Source organism: Mesorhizobium calcicola (assembly GCF_042682105.1).
Lineage (GTDB): Bacteria > Pseudomonadota > Alphaproteobacteria > Rhizobiales > Rhizobiaceae > Mesorhizobium > Mesorhizobium calcicola.
On sequence record NZ_JBHUGY010000058.1, the window covers coordinates 44,970 to 62,077 of the forward strand.

Annotated in this window: 13 protein-coding genes; 10 read left to right on the forward strand and 3 right to left on the reverse strand. The window is 64.0% G+C overall.

The features are described from left to right. From ACFSQT_RS31800 to ACFSQT_RS31810, 3 genes are read left to right on the forward strand one after another with little or no spacing between them, the layout of a single operon-like run. Positions 1-954: an ABC transporter permease gene (locus ACFSQT_RS31800; RefSeq protein WP_379025612.1), complete on the forward strand. Its 954-nt coding sequence runs from the start codon at positions 1-3 to the stop codon at positions 952-954. Next, on the forward strand, positions 951-1,829 hold the full coding sequence (locus ACFSQT_RS31805; RefSeq protein ID WP_379025560.1) for an ABC transporter permease: 879 nt from the start codon (positions 951-953) through the stop codon (positions 1,827-1,829). Before ACFSQT_RS31800 ends, ACFSQT_RS31805 begins: the two co-directional genes overlap by 4 nt. Beyond that, positions 1,822-3,864 (forward strand): dipeptide ABC transporter ATP-binding protein, encoded by a 2,043-nt coding sequence (locus ACFSQT_RS31810; protein ID WP_379025562.1) that lies wholly within the window; start codon positions 1,822-1,824, stop codon positions 3,862-3,864. Before ACFSQT_RS31805 ends, ACFSQT_RS31810 begins: the two co-directional genes overlap by 8 nt. Positions 3,865-3,900: 36 nt before the next feature. Here ACFSQT_RS31810 and ACFSQT_RS31815 read toward each other — a convergent pair whose 3' ends face one another. After that, positions 3,901-4,803 (reverse strand): LysR family transcriptional regulator, encoded by a 903-nt coding sequence (locus ACFSQT_RS31815; RefSeq protein ID WP_379025564.1) that lies wholly within the window; start codon positions 4,801-4,803, stop codon positions 3,901-3,903. A 113-nt stretch (positions 4,804-4,916) separates the two neighbouring features. Here ACFSQT_RS31815 and ACFSQT_RS31820 point away from each other — a divergent pair, with 113 nt between their 5' ends. The 6 genes from ACFSQT_RS31820 (at position 4,917) to ACFSQT_RS31845 (ending at position 12,839) form a co-directional block, all read left to right on the forward strand. Continuing rightward, entirely contained in the window at positions 4,917-6,572 is a 1,656-nt protein-coding gene (locus ACFSQT_RS31820) for an ABC transporter substrate-binding protein (protein ID WP_379025566.1), read from the forward strand. Next, a complete protein-coding gene (locus ACFSQT_RS31825) occupies positions 6,569-7,459 on the forward strand; it encodes a DUF427 domain-containing protein (protein WP_379025614.1) in 891 nt (296 codons plus the stop codon). Before ACFSQT_RS31820 ends, ACFSQT_RS31825 begins: the two co-directional genes overlap by 4 nt. A 67-nt stretch (positions 7,460-7,526) precedes the next feature. Then, the gene (locus tag ACFSQT_RS31830; protein ID WP_379025568.1) at positions 7,527-8,291 is read left to right on the forward strand and encodes an SDR family oxidoreductase; all 765 of its coding nucleotides are present in this window, start codon (positions 7,527-7,529) and stop codon (positions 8,289-8,291) included. Positions 8,292-8,730: 439 nt separating this feature from the next. Continuing rightward, positions 8,731-9,705 (forward strand): ABC transporter substrate-binding protein, encoded by a 975-nt coding sequence (locus tag ACFSQT_RS31835; RefSeq protein ID WP_379025570.1) that lies wholly within the window; start codon positions 8,731-8,733, stop codon positions 9,703-9,705. 75 nt (positions 9,706-9,780) lie between these two features. Beyond that, on the forward strand, positions 9,781-10,860 hold the full coding sequence (locus ACFSQT_RS31840; protein WP_379025572.1) for a quaternary amine ABC transporter ATP-binding protein: 1,080 nt from the start codon (positions 9,781-9,783) through the stop codon (positions 10,858-10,860). Further along, positions 10,857-12,839, forward strand: coding sequence for an ABC transporter permease (locus tag ACFSQT_RS31845; RefSeq protein ID WP_379025574.1), 1,983 nt, complete (start codon positions 10,857-10,859; stop codon positions 12,837-12,839). The genes ACFSQT_RS31840 and ACFSQT_RS31845 overlap by 4 nt, the downstream gene beginning before the upstream one ends. Positions 12,840-12,854: 15 nt before the next feature. Here ACFSQT_RS31845 and ACFSQT_RS31850 read toward each other — a convergent pair whose 3' ends face one another. Beyond that, on the reverse strand, positions 12,855-14,213 hold the full coding sequence (locus tag ACFSQT_RS31850) for an NAD(P)-binding domain-containing protein (protein ID WP_379025576.1): 1,359 nt from the start codon (positions 14,211-14,213) through the stop codon (positions 12,855-12,857). Positions 14,214-14,530: 317 nt separating this feature from the next. Here ACFSQT_RS31850 and ACFSQT_RS31855 point away from each other — a divergent pair, with 317 nt between their 5' ends. After that, entirely contained in the window at positions 14,531-15,256 is a 726-nt protein-coding gene (locus ACFSQT_RS31855) for a helix-turn-helix domain-containing protein (protein ID WP_379025578.1), read from the forward strand. Between the two features lie 811 nt (positions 15,257-16,067). Here the strand turns inward: ACFSQT_RS31855 and ACFSQT_RS31860 are convergent. After that, entirely contained in the window at positions 16,068-17,108 is a 1,041-nt protein-coding gene (locus ACFSQT_RS31860) for a heme-dependent oxidative N-demethylase family protein (protein WP_379025580.1), read from the reverse strand.

Below are 17,108 nucleotides of genomic sequence, written 5' to 3' on the forward strand. Positions count from 1 at the left end.
ATTCTCTCCTTCCTTGTCCGGCGTGTCTCGCTATCGCTGGTGACGCTGTTCCTGCTCAGCATCATGGTGTTTCTGGGCGGCCAGGTGCTGCCCGGCAATGTCGGGCGCGCCATATTGGGCCCGTTCGCCGACCAGCGCGCCGTCGACGCGCTCAATCACACGCTCGGTGTCGATCGCCCGCTGCTGGTGCAGTACTGGGGCTGGATCTCGAACTTCGTCCAGGGCGACATGGGCACCTCCTACATCTTCCGCTCGCCGGTCGCGCCCTTCGTCATCGATGCGCTCGGCAATTCGATGAAGCTGGCGGCAGTCGCCTTCGTGCTGGTGGTGCCGATCGGCATCCTCGGCGGGGTCATCGCGGCGCTCAATCTCAACCGGCCGCTCGACCGCATCATCAGCCTTGGCGGCCTGTCGGTGACGGTGCTGCCCGAATTCGTCACCGGCATCATCCTGATCCTGATTTTCGGCGTCTGGCTGCGCTGGCTGCCGATATCGGCCGCCTGGCCGCGCAATGCCGGCTTCTTCACCCAGCTCTATTACCTTATCCTGCCTTCGCTGCCGCTGTTCCTGGTGCTGTTCGGCTACATCGCCCGCATGGCACGCTCCGGCATGATCGAGGCGCTCGATTCCGACTACACACGAACTGCCGTGCTCAAGGGCCTGCCATGGCGCACGGTGATCTGGCGGCATGTGCTGCGCAACGCGCTGTTGCCGACCATCACCGTCATCGCGACGCAGACCGGCTATCTGATCGGCGGCCTCGTCGTGATCGAGACGCTGTTCCGCTACCAGGGCATCGGCTCGCTGATCTTCACCGCGGCGCGCGGCAAGGATTTCCCGATGCTGGAATCGGGGATTCTCACCATCGGCATCGTCTATGCGGTGGCGACGCTTGTCGCCGACTTCCTCTATTCCGTGCTCAATCCGCGCATCCGGCTGGGGTCAGATCAATGAGCGCCGTCCAAACCACCTCCCCCACTCCCGACGACACGCGCCGGCGCGGCCCGCTGGCGGAGGTGCTGTTGTCGCTGCTGCGCTCCGGCACCTTCCTGACCGGTTTCGCCATCGTGCTGTTCTGGGTTGCCTGCGCGCTGTTCGGCGAACATTTCGCGCCCTACGATCCGCTCGCCGACGACATCATCAACGCGCTGGCGCCGCCTTCGGCCGAACACTGGTTCGGCACCGACCAGATCGGCCGCGACGTCTTCTCGCGCGTCATCGTCGGCTCGCGCGACATCCTGACCGTCGCCCCGCTGGCAACCTTGCTGGCGACCGTGGCCGGCACGGCGCTCGGCCTGCTCACCGGCTATTTTCGCGGCCTCGTCGACGATGTCGTCAGCCGCATCCTTGAAGCCTTCATGGCGATCCCGGTGGTCATCGTCGCGCTGTTGGCGATCGTCGCGCTCGGCACATCCAAGACAACGGTCATCGTCGTCATCGGCCTCAGCTTCGCGCCGATCATCGCGCGCACGGTGCGCTCCGCGGTGCTCGCCGAGCGCGAACTCGACTATGTCGCCGCCGCGCAGCTACGGCATGAAAGTGCCCTGCATACGATGTTCGTCGAAATTCTGCCCAACGTCATCCCGCCGATCCTGGTCGAGACCACCGTGCGGCTTGGCTACGCCATCTTCGCCGTCGCCACGCTCTCCTTCATGGGTTTTGGCATCCAGCCGCCGTCGCCCGATTGGGGGCTCTCGATCTCCAGCAATTACGGCATGATCGGCGGCGGCTTCTGGTGGACGGTGCTGTTCGATGCGCTCGCCATCGCCTCGCTGGTGATCGGTGTCAATCTGGTGGCCGACGGCGTTCATGGAGCGCTCAATGACTAAGTCCGCCAAGGCCAAAAACGCCCTTGAACTACACGACCTGTCGGTTGCCTACCGCGTTGCCGGCCGCAACCGCGCGGTGCTGCGCAACCTCAGCCTCAACATCGGCCAGGGCGAAGCCTACGGGCTGGTCGGCGAATCCGGCTGCGGCAAATCCACCGTGGCGCTCACCGTCGTGCGCTACCTGCCGAGAAACGGCTCGATCACCGGCGGCGCGATCTCGCTCGACGGCCAGGACATCATGAAGCTGGACGCCGAAGCGCTCAGGCGGGCGCGGGCCGAAAGCGTCTCGATGGTCTACCAGGACCCGGGCAAGGCGCTGAATCCGTCGATCCGCGTCGGCCGGCAGCTGACCGAGATCTTCGAGCTTGGCGGCATAACGGGACAGGCGGCCACCGACAAGGCAATCGCCATGCTGAACCGGGTGCGCATCTCCGACCCGACAAGCGTCATGCAGCGCTATCCGCACCAGCTCTCCGGCGGCATGCAGCAGCGCGTGGCGATCGCCATGGCGCTGGCCAACGATCCGTCGATGCTGATCCTCGACGAGCCGACCACCGGCCTCGATGCGACGGTGGAAGCAGAAGTGCTCGACCTGATCGCACAGCTCAGGCAGGAACTGTCGGCCTCGATCCTGTTCATCAGCCACAACCTGGCGGTCGTCTCCAACATGTGCGACCGCGTCGGCGTGCTCTATGCCGGCATGCTGGTCGAGGAAGGGCCGACGGATGTCGTCTTCAACGATCCGCGCCATCCCTATACGGTCGCGCTCCTGCGCTGCCTGCCGCGCGGCGGCCAGCGCAAGGACCAGGGCCGCCTCGACACCATTCCGGGCTTCCTGCCCGGCATAGGTGCCGACATCAAGGGTTGCGCCTTTGCCGATCGCTGCGCGCTCGCCGACGACCGCTGCCGCACCGAATTGCCGCCGCTCTATGATCTGAGTGACGAGCGCGGCAAGCGCCTGTCGCGCTGCTTCCACCACGACAAGGCGCAAGCTCTGCCGCGCGCCACACCGAGCGATGTTGCGACAGTGCCCAAGCCGACAACCGCACCGGTGCTGCGTGTCGCCGGGCTGAACAAGACCTATGCCAGCCATGGCCATGCGCTGCGCGCCGTGAAGGACGTGTCGCTTGATCTCAGGCCCGGCGAGACGCTGGGGCTGGTCGGCGAATCCGGCAGCGGCAAGACCACCTTCGCCAGGCTGCTGCTCGGCCTTGTGCCGCCCGATGACGGCGGCACCATCGAACTCGAGGGCAAGGCGCTGGCGCCGAAGCTGGAGAAGCGTGGCGACGACCAGGTCAAGGCGATGCAGATCATCTTCCAGAACCCGGACTCCGCGCTCAACCGCTCGCATTCGATCCGCCACATCCTCGGCCGCGCCTTGAAGCGGCTGGCCGGCCTTTCCGGCAAGGCGCAGGAGGCGCGCCTCGACGACCTCGTCCGTTCGGTCCGTCTGACCGACCGGCATCTGGCAGTCAAGCCGCGCCAGCTCTCGGGCGGGCTGAAGCAGCGCGTCGCCATTGCGCGCGCCTTTGCCGGTGATCCGCGCATCGTCGTCTGCGACGAGCCGACCTCCGCGCTCGACGTCTCCGTCCAGGCGGCGATCCTCAATCTGCTCGCCGACCTGCAGTCGAAGGAAGATGTCAGCTACATCTTCATCTCGCACGACCTTGGCGTTGTGCGTTACCTCTCCGACAAGATCGCCGTGCTCTATCTCGGCCGCATCATGGAGATCGGACCTTCGGAGGAAGTCTTCTCCGGCCCGCATCACCCCTATACCGAAGCGCTTCTATCGGCGGTGCCCAAGCTCGACCAGACCGAGACGGCGCGCATCCGCCTCGACGGCGAAATCCCCAGCGCCACCAACCCCCCTTCTGGCTGCGTGTTCCACACACGCTGCCCACGCAAGATCGGTGCGATCTGCGAGCAGCAGGAACCGCCGCTCAGCGAGGCGCAGCCCGGCCATTCGATCCGCTGCCACATTCCCTATGCGGAACTGGCGAGGCTACAGAAGGCAGTCGTGACCGAGCCGGCATAGCGGGCATCACCGTGGACGCTCCGGTGATCCGGCCCGTCACATCTGGCCGGTCATGCTGAAAGACCGGTCGCCTTCCGCAAAGCCCCGATCGCTGGTCCAGTCTGTCGCCAACGTGCGCAGTCCGGTGAGCGCGACATCCAGCACATCCGACGAGACGGGGTTGCTCGGGTATGCGAGGTAGATCGGACGCTGGAACACCGGCGCATTGTCGATGCGCCGCATCTCGCCACGCTCGATATGAGTGCTGACGGCGCTGAGCGGCAGATAGGCCGCCGCCTGCCGCGACAGCACATGCTGCAGCCCGATGAAGACCAGCCCCGCCGATATCGCCGGCTTGACCATGCCGGCAAAGGCGCGGTCGTGCTCGATGCGGAATTCCAGCCCCCAGTCCATGAGAATGTAGTTTTCGGTCCATGGCTTCGTCTGCGCCGCATGCTGGACAAGCACGACCTGATCGACGGCCAGCGTTTCGTAGACGATGCCGGGATGCGGGCGCGGCAGATAGAGGATGCAGATGTCGAGCAGGCCTTCCGCCAGCTGGTCGATCGCCAGATCCGGGAAACTGCCCTCCAGGCGCAGCGCCACGTTCGGCCGTCTGGCGCGCATCCACTCGACCCATGGCGAGGTGATGCGGTCCCAGAGATAGGCGGGCGCGGTCAGCCGCAGCAGCGTCTCGTAGCCATCGGGAACGGCGATGTCCTGCCGCGACTGCTCCCAGGTGCGGGTGATGGAAGAGGCGTGCGGCAGGAACTGCCGGCCGGCCGGCGTCAGCGTGACGCCATCGCGATCGCGCACGAAAAGCCGGCGTCCCAACTGCTCCTCCAGCCCGCGGATCCGAGCGCTGACGGTGGACTGGGCGAGATTGAGCCGGCTGGCCGCCTCGGTGAAGCTGCCATGGGCGGCAACTTCGAGAAAGCTGCGCAGATTTTCAGTGTCCATGCCTCACCCCTTGCATCGAAAATTTCGATGGCCCCTATCAAAAAATATCGCTTTCCGGCGGCAGTCAACAATGAACTAGATGGCAAAACCCAAGACAAGCGAGGAATGCAGCCATGCCAAAGCATTTCAGGATGATCGACGCCGCTCGCCGGAATCTCACAGCAATCGAAAATTCCGCTGTCGACGAGTTGCTGGCCGGCAGGATGGGCCGGCGTGATTTCCTGCGCCATGGCAGCGTGCTCGGCCTCTCCCTGCCGTTCCTCGGCAGCCTTGTCACTGCTGCCGGCCTCGGCACGCAGCAGGCCCGCGCCGAGGGCAAGCCCGGCGGCACGGTGCGCGCCGGCGTGGCGACGCCCGGCGGCGCCATCGATCCTGTCACCTACTATGACAGCGGCAGCTACCAGCTGGTTTTCCAGACCGCGGAATTTCTCTGCGTCACCCAGCCGGACCTCACCTTGAAACCGGTGCTGGCGGAAAGCTGGGCGCCGAACGAAGACGGCAGCGTCTGGACCTTCAAGCTGCGCAAGGGCGTGAAATTCCACAATGGCGAGGACTTCAAGGCCGATGACGTCGTTGCGACCTTCGACCGGCTGGCCGATCCGAGCGGTGCCTCGAACGCGCTGTCGGTGTTCAAGGGCCTGCTGTCGAAGGGCGGCACCCAGAAGGTCGACGATCATACCGTCGCCTTCCACCTCGATGCGCCGAACGGCAGCTTTCCCTATTCCGTGTCGATCGACAACTACAACGCCGTCATCCTGCCGGCGAGCTACGAGGGCGATTACGAAAAGACCTTCGAGGGTACCGGACCGTTCCGGCTGGAGACCTACACGCCGAAGGTCGGCGCGACCTTCGTGCGCAACCCCGATTATTGGGGCGAGAAGGCGTTGCCCGACCGGCTCGAATTCAAGTTCTACGGCGACGTGCAGCCGCGCATCCTGGCGCTGCAGGCCGGCGAGGTCGATATCCTCGACGCCGTTCCGCTCGACGTCAGCCAGGTCGTGCTCAACAGCCCCGACATCACGGTGCTGCGTGTCGCCTCGACCGCGCACCGCCAGTTGCACATGCGCTGCGACACCGGCCCGTTCACCGACAAGCGCGTGCGCCAGGCGCTGGCGCTGTGCATCGATCGCTCCAAGCTGGTCGATGGCCTGTGCCGCGGCATGGCGGCGACCGGCAACGACAGCCCGTTCGCGCCGGCCTTCCCCGCGACCGACAAGACGGTGCCGCAACGCGTCCAGGACCTCGCCAAGGCCAGGCAACTGCTCGAGGCGGCCGGCGTTGCCGGCGGCTTCGACATCACGCTGACGACGCTGCGCTATTCCGACATTCCCGGCTACGCGCAGCTGTTCCAGAACTTCGCCAAGAAAATCGGCGCCCGCGTCGCGCTCAACATCGAGGACCAGGACAAGTATTACGGCAAGGCGGTGTTCGGACAGTCGGACTGGCTGGACAGCCCGCTCGGCATCACCGATTACGCGCACCGCAGCGTGCCGAACGTCTTCCTCAAGAGCCCGCTGGTCAGCGACGGACCCTGGAATGCAGCGCATTTCAAGAGCCCGGCCTTTGACGGCATGGTCACCAGCTATCTGAAGGCGCTCGACGTCGGCGCGCAGCGCAGGACCGCCTCCGACATCCAGAGACTGCTGCTCGACGAAACGCCGGTCATTTTCAGCTATTTCCCCGATCTGCTGGTGCCGGTGCGCAAGAATGTCAGCGGACTGCCGCCGATCGCCGCCGGGCTGCTGCTCGATCGCGTGTCATTGAGCTGACCGTGCGCCAGCGCCCGATCACCAAAGAAAAGCAACGGGAGAGTACCATTCGCAAGCGCCATCTGCGCGGCCGCGGGCCGCATTTTCCGCTGCTCGACAGCATCGTCCAATATGAGTTCGAGCCGGGTTATGTCGCCTTCACCATGCCGACGCAGAAGCGGCTGCGGGTGCAGGTCGGGTCGATGACGGTCGCCGACACGGTCAACGCGCTGGTGCTCTACGAGTCCGACCATCTGCCGGTCTACTATTTTCCGATGAGCGACGTGCGCGAGGAGTTCCTGCTGCCGAGCACGACGACGACGGAGAGCCCATTCAAGGGCGTCGCGACCCATTATTCGCTCAACACCGGCGTGACGCTGGTCGAGGACGCGGCCTGGCGCTACGCCGATCCGGTGAAAGGCAGCCCGCCGCTCGCCGACCATATGTCGTTCTACTGGAGCAAGATGGGCCACTGGTTCGAGGAGGACGAGGAGATCTTCGTCCATGCCCGCGATCCGTTCCGCCGCGTCGACTGCCTGCCATCGTCGCGGCGGGTGCAGGTCATCCTCGACGGCGAACAGGTCGCCGATTCATGCCGGGGCGTGTTCCTGTTCGAGACCGGCCATCCGGTGCGCCACTATCTGCCGATCTCCGACACGCGGCTCGATATGTTTGCGCCAAGCCGCTACATCTCGCGTTGCCCCTACAAGGGCATCTCCAGCTATTATCACGTGACGACCAAGGCCAAGCGCCACGAGAACCTCGTCTGGTACTATCCGGAACCGGTGCACGAGGCGGAGCGGATCAAGGGGCTGGTCTGCTTCCACCACGAACTGGTCGACAAGATCCTGGTCGACGGCGTCGAAATCCCCAAGGAAGCCACCGCCGCGTCGGACGGTTATTTCTGAGCAACGCAGGGCGCTTGATCAGAGCACGGTTCAGCGCATACCCTCTCCGAGGCAGGGAGGGCTATCGATGGATCTTTTCAAGCTGGACGGCGATGTCGCGCTGGTCACGGGCGCGGGCAGCGGCATCGGCCAGGCAATCGCGATCGGACTGGCCGAGGCAGGCGCCGACGTCGCCTGTTTCGGCCATGCCTCCAAGGGTGGTCTGGACGAAACCGCCCACCGGATCAAGGCGCTCGGCCGCAAGGCGCTGGTGCTGACCGGCACAGTGACTTCCGAGAGCGACCTCGCGACGGCGATCGATCGCGTCGAGAGCGAACTCGGTGCGCTGACCGTCGCCGTCAACAATGCCGGTATTGCCGGTTCGGAACCGGCCGAGACGCTGTCGCTGGAGACATGGCGCAAGGTGCACGAGGTCAATGTCGCCGGCGTGTTCCTGTCCTGTCAGGCCGAAGCCCGCAAGATGTTGGCGCGGCACAACGGCTCGATCATCAACATCGCCTCGATGTCGGGCACCATCGTCAACCGGGGACTGACGCAGGCGCACTACAACTCCTCGAAAGCCGCCGTCATTCATATGTCGAAGAGCCTCGCCATGGAGTGGGCAGACCGCGGGCTGCGCGTCAACGTCATCAGCCCGGGCTACACGCTGACGCCGATGAACAAGCGGCCGGAGGTGGCGGAAGAAATCAAGATCTTCAAACGCGACACGCCGATGGGGCGCATTGCGGCGCCGGAGGAAATGGTCGGGCCGACAGTGTTCCTGGCCAGCCGCGCATCAAGCTTCGTCACCGGCCTCGACCTGATCGTCGATGGCGGCTACGTCTGCTGGTAGGACGAAAGATCGAGCGGCCGGGCTCGACTTCGCGTGCAGTCTGAAATCGTGCATCCCGCAGGCGTTAATCGTTGCGCGAGATGAACCTTGGTATATATAATTTCATCTCATGAAACGGCTTAGCGAGATGGGGCTTGCCAGGGCCGACAGCCGAGATCATGGAACCTTGATGGCTCGCACCTTGAAGGGCGCCGCAAGACTGGCAAATGACCCACAGGTGATCGCTCCCGCAACGGTCCGTCGGCAGCCATGACCCCGACACTCCAGTCCTATTCCGCCATCACCAGAATTGAGCGCCGTCTTGCCTGCCTTGGCCAAAGCCATGGCGACAATTCGGCGCCGACGGGCTTGCGCAACGAACCGCCTTTCCAACACAATCAAGAAAAGCCGCAAGAAGGGAACCAACGATAATTTTCACACAGCTTGAAGGAGAACAAGCATGTCATTTCGCAGCCAGATCTCGAACCTGTCGATGGGCGCCGTCGCGCTCGCGACGCTAAGCCTGCTGACGCCTTCCGCCCAAGCCGCCGCGCCCGAATCCAACGACCCGATCAAGATCGCGCTGTTCGACTGGACCAGCGTCAACCTCAACGCCAAGATCCTCGGCGGCATCCTGGAAAAGCTTGGCTATACGGTCGAATATCCGACCGCCGACTACCTCTCCAGTCTGACCACCGGCCTCACCAATGGCGACCTCGATGTCGGCCTGGAGTTCTGGGACACGACCGCCGGCGAAGCCATGAAAGCCTCCGATGCGACCGGCCAGACCGAACGGCTCGGCAAGCTCGGACCCAAGGCCAAGGAAGAGTGGTGGTTTCCCGAATACATGAAGGAAAAATGCCCAACCTTGCCGGACTGGCATGCCTTGCTCGACGCCACATGCGCGGCGTCGTTCTCGACGGCGGAGACCGCACCGAAAGGGCGCTATCTCGGCGGCCCGGTAACATGGGAGGGCTTTGACGACGAGCGTGTCGAGGCGTTGAAACTGCCCTTCACCGTGATCCACGCCGGAACCGACGCGGCGATGTTCGCCGAGCTGGAATCGGCCTATCAGCGCAAGGCGCCGATCATGCTGTGGATCTATTCGCCGCATTGGGCGCCGGCCAAGTACAAGGGCGAATGGGTGCAATTCCCCGAATACACGCCCGAATGCTACAACGACCCGAAATGGGGCGTGAACCCCGACGCCAAATATGACTGCGGCAAGCCGCATGGCGAGATCTGGAAATACTCCTGGTCCGGCATGAAGGACAAATGGCCGGTCGCCTACAAGGTGGCGAAGGCCTTCACGATCGACACCGACGAGCTCAACAAGATGAGCGGCGAGATCGATCTCGGCGGCAAGACGCCGGAAGACGTCGCGGCCGCCTGGATCGCAGCGCATGAGGCAGACTGGAAAGCCTGGGCGCAGTGATTGTTCCGACTGGAAAAGTGAGACCCGGCTGCTGATCAGCCGGGTCTATTCCTGACGTTCCAGAAGGACGATTGGATGACGGATAGGACTGAACAGGCACCGACACAGCCGGGCAAGGATGCCCGTCCGATAAAGCTTGCCTGCCGCAATGTCTGGAAATTGTTCGGATCGAACGCGGCGAATTTCATCCGCGAGCGCGATGGCAAGGCCAGCATGGCCGACGTCACTGCTGCCGGTCTGGTCGGCGCGGTGCGCGCCGTCGATCTCGAGATCCGCCAGGGCGAGATTTTTATCATCATGGGCCTGTCGGGCTCCGGCAAGTCGACGCTGGTGCGCTGCATGTCGCGGCTGGTCGAGCCGACGTACGGCAAGGTCGAGTTCGAGGGCAAGGACCTGCTCAAGATTTCCGACGCGGCGCTGATCGAATTGCGGCGTCACCGGATGGGCATGGTGTTCCAGAATTTCGCGCTCTTGCCGCATCTCAACGTGCTGGAGAACATCGCCTTCCCGCTCAGCATCCAGGGGCAGGACCGGCCGACGCGGGAGGCGCGTGCGCGTGAGGTCATCGAGCTTGTCGGCCTGCGTGGCCGCGAGCATTTCTATCCGCGCGAGCTTTCCGGCGGCCAGCAGCAGCGCGTCGGCATCGCCCGCAGCCTCGCGACCAAACCGGAAATCTGGTTTCTCGACGAGCCGTTCTCGGCCCTCGACCCACTGATCCGCCGCGAGATGCAGGACGAACTGATGCGGCTGCAGACGATGCTGCACAAGACCATCGTCTTCATCACCCATGATTTCGACGAGGCGATCCGGCTGGCCGACCGCATCGCCATCATGAAGGACGGCGAGGTCATCCAGATCGGCACGCCGGAGGAACTGGTGGTCAACCCGGCGACCGACTATGTCGCCGAGTTCACCCGCGACGTCGACCGCGCCAAGGTGATCTCGGCCCGCAGCCTGATGCGCGCCTGCAACGGCGCCGAGCATGGCGGCACCGTGGCGCCGGATGCCAAGATAGCGAGTTTTTCGGCTGATATCGTATCGGCCGGCAAGCCGTTCGCGGTGGTCAACGGCACCGGCAAGCCGATCGGCGAAGTGACGCCGCAAGCGGTGATCGACCTGCTGGCCGGGATCGATCGTTCGAGGGCCGGCGCATGACGGTGACGGCTGGCGCCGGCGAGGCAAGAGCGCGCCCGGTTCAGGTCTGGCTGCTGGTCTGGGCCTCGGCGCTTGCCGTCGTGCTTGTCGTCTTCCTGCTGCAGGACAGCCTGCCCTGGGCCGTCAACTATCCGGCCAGCGCGACCGTGCCGGTCGCCGACTGGGTCGGCGCGCTGATGGCCTGGATCAAGTCGAACCTGTCGTGGCTGACCCGCTCGATCACCGCGGTGCTCGGCGTGCCGCTCGACTTCGCGCTCAACCTTCTGGCCAAGAATTTCAAGATCGGTCACGGCGCCGACGCCTATGTCTTGCCACGCCTGTCCTGGGTCGGCGTCTGCGCTGCCGCGTTCCTTGCCGGGCATGCCGCCGGCGGCCGGAAGCTCGGCATGCTGGTCGGCGGCTGTTTCCTCTACATCGCGCTGTTCGGCCAGTGGACCAGCGCCATGCTGACGCTGGCGCTGATCTCCATCGCCGTGCCGTTCTGCATCGTCACCGGGCTGTTCGCCGGCATCTGGGCATGGCGCAAGCCGTCGGCGGAACGGCTCATCGTCTCCCCTGCCCTCGACCTGATGCAGACGATCCCGACCTTCGCCTATCTCATCCCGATGCTGCTCCTGTTCGGCAACAGCCCGGTTTCGGCGATGATCGCGACCGCCATCTTCGCCACGCCGCCCATGGTGCGGGCAACAATGCTCGGCCTGTCACGGGTGCCATCCGAAATCGACGATTTCAGCGAGATGGCCGGCTGCACGGCGCGGCAGAAACTGTGGCGGGTGCTGCTGCCATCGGCGCGGCCGACGCTGATGATCGGCGTCAACCAGGTGATCATGCTGGCGCTGAACATGGTGATCATCGCCTCGATGATCGGCGCCGGCGGCCTCGGCTACGACGTGCTTCTGGCGCTGCGGGCGCTGAAGGTCGGCGAGGCGATGGAGGCCGGTCTCGCCATCGTCGCGCTGGCGATCGCGCTCGACCGGCTGAGCCAGGCGATAGCGCACAAACAGGCAAAGGGCCATGTCCATCAGGCGGTGAGCCCGAGCTTCTGGCGGCGCTACCCCAATCTGACGCTGGCCATCGCCATTCTTGTCGTCACCACCCTGCTCGGCCTGTTCGTGCCGGCCTTCGCGACGGTGCCGAAGGCGATCACCTTCACCACCGCGCCGTTATGGAAAGCGGCGGTGAACTGGGTGACGATCAATTTCTTCGACATGATCGAAGCGTTTCGCGTGGCGCTGATTCTCAACGTGCTGAACCCGCTGCGCGCCTTCTGCGAGGGCTTTCCATGGCTGGGTGCGGTGTTTTTGCTTGGCCTTGCCGGCTATCAGCTCAGCGGCCTGCGTCTAGCCGCCCTGGTCGCCGCATTGACCGCCTTCTGCGCCGTCACCGGACTGTGGGAAAAGACCATGGCGACGGTCTATCTCTGCGGCATCTCGGCCTTCATCGCGTGCCTGATCGGCATTCCGATCGGGCTCGCGGCCTCACGCAGCGACCGTTTCGAGAAGATCGTCACGCCGGTCATCGACACGCTGCAGGTGCTGCCGTCGTTCTGCTTCATCATCCCCGTGGTGATGCTGTTCCGCGTCGGCGACGTCACCGCGATGATCGCCACCGTCGCCTTCGCCGTGGTGCCGGCCATCCGCTACACCAATCACGGCATCCGCCAGGTGCCGCCGGCGCTGATCGAGGCGGCTAAAGTGTCCGGCTGCACGCCGCGACAAACCTTCTTTCGTGTACAATTGCCACTGGCGCTTCCCGAGATCATGCTCGGCGTCAACCAGACGATCCTGATGGCGCTGGCGATGATCATCATCTGCGCCATGGTCGGCACCCGCGATCTCGGCCAGGAGGTGTTCATCGCGCTGTCCAAGGCCGATTCCGGCCGCGGCATCGTCGCGGGCCTCGCCATCGCCTTCATCGGCATCGTCGCCGACCGGCTGTTCAACGCCTGGACGGCGAAGGCACGGGCAAGGCTGGGGTAGCCTGGGACGCGACGGCTATTCCGCCGCGACGCCTTTCACCTCGAGATAGCTCTCCATGGAATCGTCCAGTGCCTGCAGCCAGGGCGTATGGTGCAGTGGCGCCATGGTGCCGGTCATCAGCGAGCGGTAGGCGTGGTCGCGGAAGCCCATGATGTCTTCCCCCTTGTGGTGCTCCCACTCCATGAAGGTCTTGTTGACCGCCTCGACGTCGAAGCCGGGATAGTCGGTCTGGTCCATCAATTCCTTGGTGTAGTCGCCCTGGAACCAGATCATCTGCTCGGCATCTTCCAGCGTTTCCTCGCGCGCCCGCCACTTCGCGCCGTGCGCTGCCATCGCCTCGGCCGACGGCAATTTGATGCGGCCCATGATGACGTCGCGGGCGAACCAGGCCTGCGCGTCGAACATGTTGAAGGTGTAGAACTGGTCCTGCATGCCGATGTAGGAGAGCCGGGTGTTCTTCTCCCAGACGACGCCCTCATAGAGTCCGTCCGGCCACATCCTATTGGCGGTTTTCAGCTTCAGTTCCTCGGTGAGGAACGGGAACGAATGCAGATAGCCTGTGCACAGGATGATGGCGTCGACATCCTTGGTGGTGCCGTCCTTGAAATGCGCGGTCTTGCCGACGACCTTCTGCAGCAGCGGCACCTCTTTCCAATTGTCCGGCCATTTGAAGCCCATCGGCTTGGAGCGGTAGCTGGAGGTGATCGATTTCGCGCCGTATTTGTAGCACTGCGAACCGATGTCCTCGGCGGAATAGGAGCGGCCGATGATCAGGATGTCCTTGCCCTTGAATTCCATGGCGTCGCGGAAATCGTGGCTGTGCAGGATGCGGCCGTTGAAGGTCGAGAAGCCCTCGAAATAGGGCACGTTGGGCACCGAGAAATGCCCGGAGGCGACGACGACATTGTCGAACTCTTCCGAATAAGTGATGTCGTTGGTGCGGTCATGCGCGGTGACGGTGAATTTCTTCGTCGTCTCGGAGAAGGTCACCATGCGCACCGGACTGTTGAAGCGCACCCATTTGCGCACGCCCGATTTCTCGACGCGGCCCTTGATGTAGTCCCACAGCACCGCGCGCGGCGGGTAGGAACCTATCGGCCGGCCGAAATGCTCCTCGAAGGTGTAGTCGGCGAATTCCAGGCACTCCTTCGGTCCGTTCGACCAGAGGTAGCGGTACATCGAGCCGTGCACCGGGTCGCCATGCTCGTCGAGGCCGGTGCGCCAGGTGTAGTTCCACAGACCGCCCCAGTCGGACTGCTTTTCGAAGCAGACGATCTCGGGAATGTCGGCGCCCTTGTCGGCGGCCGACTTGAAGGCCCTGAGCTGTGCCAGGCCGGACGGCCCGGCTCCGATGACGGCAACGCGACTTTTCATTGCAGGCCTCCCGATCTGATTTCGACTTTTGTTTATGACGCGATTTCCGGACGGAAAACGGTCTCACACTTTTCCTGAAATTGCTCTTACGAAACAAATTTCACTCACAGGACAGTAATTGGCCCTTTCGTGCTGTCAACAGTTCCTGTGTCGAAACAGCGTTTCGGCTGGGAGGATTTCCAGCAAAAACCTCGCACGGCGAGGCGCTGGATCGGATGCATGCGCCTTCAAGCGACTTGCCGTCGCTGTTGCGCTCATGTATCGGCACCTTACATGTTCACCTAGAGTGAAATAAATCCGCAGAGTCCGGGGGCGACATGGCGAACAAGATTTCCGATCCCAAGCCTGGGACCGGCCCTGCCGGTGCAAAGGCCAAGCCGCTGCCCAAGGTTTCGGCGGACGGCAAAACCATCCGGGCGCCGCTGACCCAGAACCCGCACGCCATTCGCGACACCCGCGAAAAAGTGCTGGAGGTTGCGATCGGCCGCGAGGTGCGGGCGTTCCGCAAAAAGCTCGGCATCACGGTCGCCGATCTGGCGGTCGCCACAGACATTTCGCTGGGCATGCTGTCGAAGATCGAGAACGGCATCACCTCGCCGTCGCTGACCACCTTGCAGGCGCTGTCGCGGGCGCTCGGCGTTCCGGTCACCGCCTTCTTCCGCCGCTTCGAGGAAGAGCGCAGCGCCGTCTTCGTCAAGGCCGGCGAAGGCCTCGACGTCGAGCGCCGCGGCACGCGCGCCGGCCACCAGTACAATCTGCTCGGCCATATCGGCTCCAACACCAGCGGCGTCGTCGTCGAACCCTATCTGATCACGCTGACCGAGGATTCGGATGTGTTCCCGACCTTCCAGCACGAGGGCATGGAGTTCCTCTACATGCTCGAAGGCGAGGTCGTTTACCGGCATGGCAGCAACCTCTATCCGATGAAGCCCGGCGACAGCCTGTTCTTCGACGCCGACGCGCCGCACGGCCCCGAACAGCTGACACGGCTGCCGATGCGCTACCTCTCGATCATCTGCTATCCGCAAAACAGCGCAGGGTGAGGTTTGCTTACTAAGTGGACGCTGTCCAAATCCGTTCGCGAAAGAGCGCACCTTCAGTCCAGCTTGGTTTCCCACACCACGACAGTGGGGAGAGGTGAGACTGTCCCGCCAAGCTCTCTTCCTCTCCCCCGATCGACGGGGTAGAGGAAGGGCGCGAAACTGTGCCGCCGGGCTCCTTTCTTTCTCTCCCAGCAGGCTCCCTTCCTCTCCCTCCGGAGGGGGGAGAGGTGGCGCTGCGAAGCAGCGACGGAGTGGGGGAAGGCGGTCCTCAAACGCGAAGCCGCCGATAAGTGGGCACGACCGAGCGGGCCTGAAATCTCGGCAGGCAGGTAGACAATCGGAGGCATCGCCCGGGTGTGAACTCACGACCGCCGAACCAGGTCGGCCCCCACTCCGTCGAGCTTCGCTCGACACTCTCCCCCGATCGACGGGGTAGAGGAATGGTGCGAAACTGTCCCGCCGGGCTCCTTTCTTTCTCTCCCAGCAGGCTCCCTTCCTCTCCCTCCGGAGGGGGGAGAGGTGGCGCTGCGAAGCAGCGACGGAGTGGGGGAAGGCGGTCCTCAAACGCGAAGCCGCCGATAAGTGGGATCGCCTGGGTGTGAACTCACGACCGCCGAACCAGGTCGACCCCCACTCCGTCGAGCTTCGCTCGACACCTCTCCCCCGATCGACGGGGTAGAGGAAGGGCGCGAAACTGTGCCGCCGGGCTCCTTTCTTCCTCTCCCTGCAGGCTCCCTTCCTCTCCCTCCAGAGGAGTTGCCTTTGGCAAGGCGAGGAATTCCACGGAGAAGGCGCTTGTGGAAGTACAAGCTCAATCCGGCCCAAACCCCGGGCTCGTCGCACTCCCATCATCGAGCTTCGACAGCCACTCGACCAGCGTCGGGCGATAGCGCGTCAGGCCTTTGTAGTTGGCGAGTTCGTCGGGCAGGTCGCGGATGACACGGTGCAGGCGCCGTGCCCATTTCGGCTGCGTCACCAGTTCGTCCATCTTGGTCAGGTAGCAGCGGATCGGAAAGACGATGCCGTTGGAGCGCGGCAGCCGCCAGAAGCTCTGCAGCTCGACGCGCAGATGCACCTTGTCGCCGACATTCTCCGGCGTCACCGTGGTCCGGTCCGCACCCCATTTGTGATAATTTTCGGGGCTGGTATCGAGGCGCGGATTGATGGTCATCGTCCAGTTCAGGCGCCGCGCCGGCTTGCCTTGCTGGATGTTGGTGAGGAACTTCAGCGCCCGGGTGAAAATCCCCTTCTCATGCGCCAGCGGCACCGGCGCGTGCCATTCGAAGAAGTTCATGCCGATGTCGAAGTCGAGCGACCAGTCGGCCTGGGTGGTGACCATGCCGGCATCCATCCACAGATTGCCGTCACGCTGGTCGAGGATGCAGAAATCGCCCTGGCTCTGCCGGGTGATGTACTCCATCGGCCCGTAGGGCAGCGTCGAGACATCGCCGAAAGTGAAGGTGTCGTCGATGCCGAGCGGCCGGTTGATCCAGCGCCAGCGGTCGCCGTCGCGGGTCAGCGTGAAATGCTCGGGATAGCCGAGCGCCTGCTGCTCCATCAGGAGTTCGAGCAGGTCCCAGCCGGCCAGTGTCATGTGCGGCAGCGACTGGCAGCGCAGCGGATCCTCGGCCAGCACCAGCGCGCGATCCTGCATCTCGGCAACATAGTGCTCGTCGACGTCGATCAGGTTTTCCAGCACGCTGCCCTTGGGTCCCACGACATGCGGCTCGATGTTGACCGCGTACATGTAGGCGTCCTCGTGGAACGGGAACGGGAACCGCCTGATATGCTCCGGGCTGTTCCTGAAGGTGAAGTCGTCGCGGAACGTTTCCTTGCGAAAGGTGATGCCCAA

What these genes read in the sequence shown, in the direction of transcription:
- ACFSQT_RS31805 (WP_379025560.1), top strand. Translation starts at nt 951, where the DNA reads ATGAGCGCCGTCCAAACCACCTCCCCCACTCCCGACGACACGCGCCGG.
- ACFSQT_RS31810 (WP_379025562.1), top strand. Translation starts at nt 1,822, where the DNA reads ATGACTAAGTCCGCCAAGGCCAAAAACGCCCTTGAACTACACGACCTG.
- ACFSQT_RS31815 (WP_379025564.1), bottom strand. Translation starts at nt 4,803, where the DNA reads ATGGACACTGAAAATCTGCGCAGCTTTCTCGAAGTTGCCGCCCATGGC.
- ACFSQT_RS31820 (WP_379025566.1), top strand. Translation starts at nt 4,917, where the DNA reads ATGCCAAAGCATTTCAGGATGATCGACGCCGCTCGCCGGAATCTCACA.
- ACFSQT_RS31830 (WP_379025568.1), top strand. Translation starts at nt 7,527, where the DNA reads ATGGATCTTTTCAAGCTGGACGGCGATGTCGCGCTGGTCACGGGCGCG.
- ACFSQT_RS31835 (WP_379025570.1), top strand. Translation starts at nt 8,731, where the DNA reads ATGTCATTTCGCAGCCAGATCTCGAACCTGTCGATGGGCGCCGTCGCG.
- ACFSQT_RS31840 (WP_379025572.1), top strand. Translation starts at nt 9,781, where the DNA reads ATGACGGATAGGACTGAACAGGCACCGACACAGCCGGGCAAGGATGCC.
- ACFSQT_RS31845 (WP_379025574.1), top strand. Translation starts at nt 10,857, where the DNA reads ATGACGGTGACGGCTGGCGCCGGCGAGGCAAGAGCGCGCCCGGTTCAG.
- ACFSQT_RS31850 (WP_379025576.1), bottom strand. Translation starts at nt 14,213, where the DNA reads ATGAAAAGTCGCGTTGCCGTCATCGGAGCCGGGCCGTCCGGCCTGGCA.
- ACFSQT_RS31855 (WP_379025578.1), top strand. Translation starts at nt 14,531, where the DNA reads ATGGCGAACAAGATTTCCGATCCCAAGCCTGGGACCGGCCCTGCCGGT.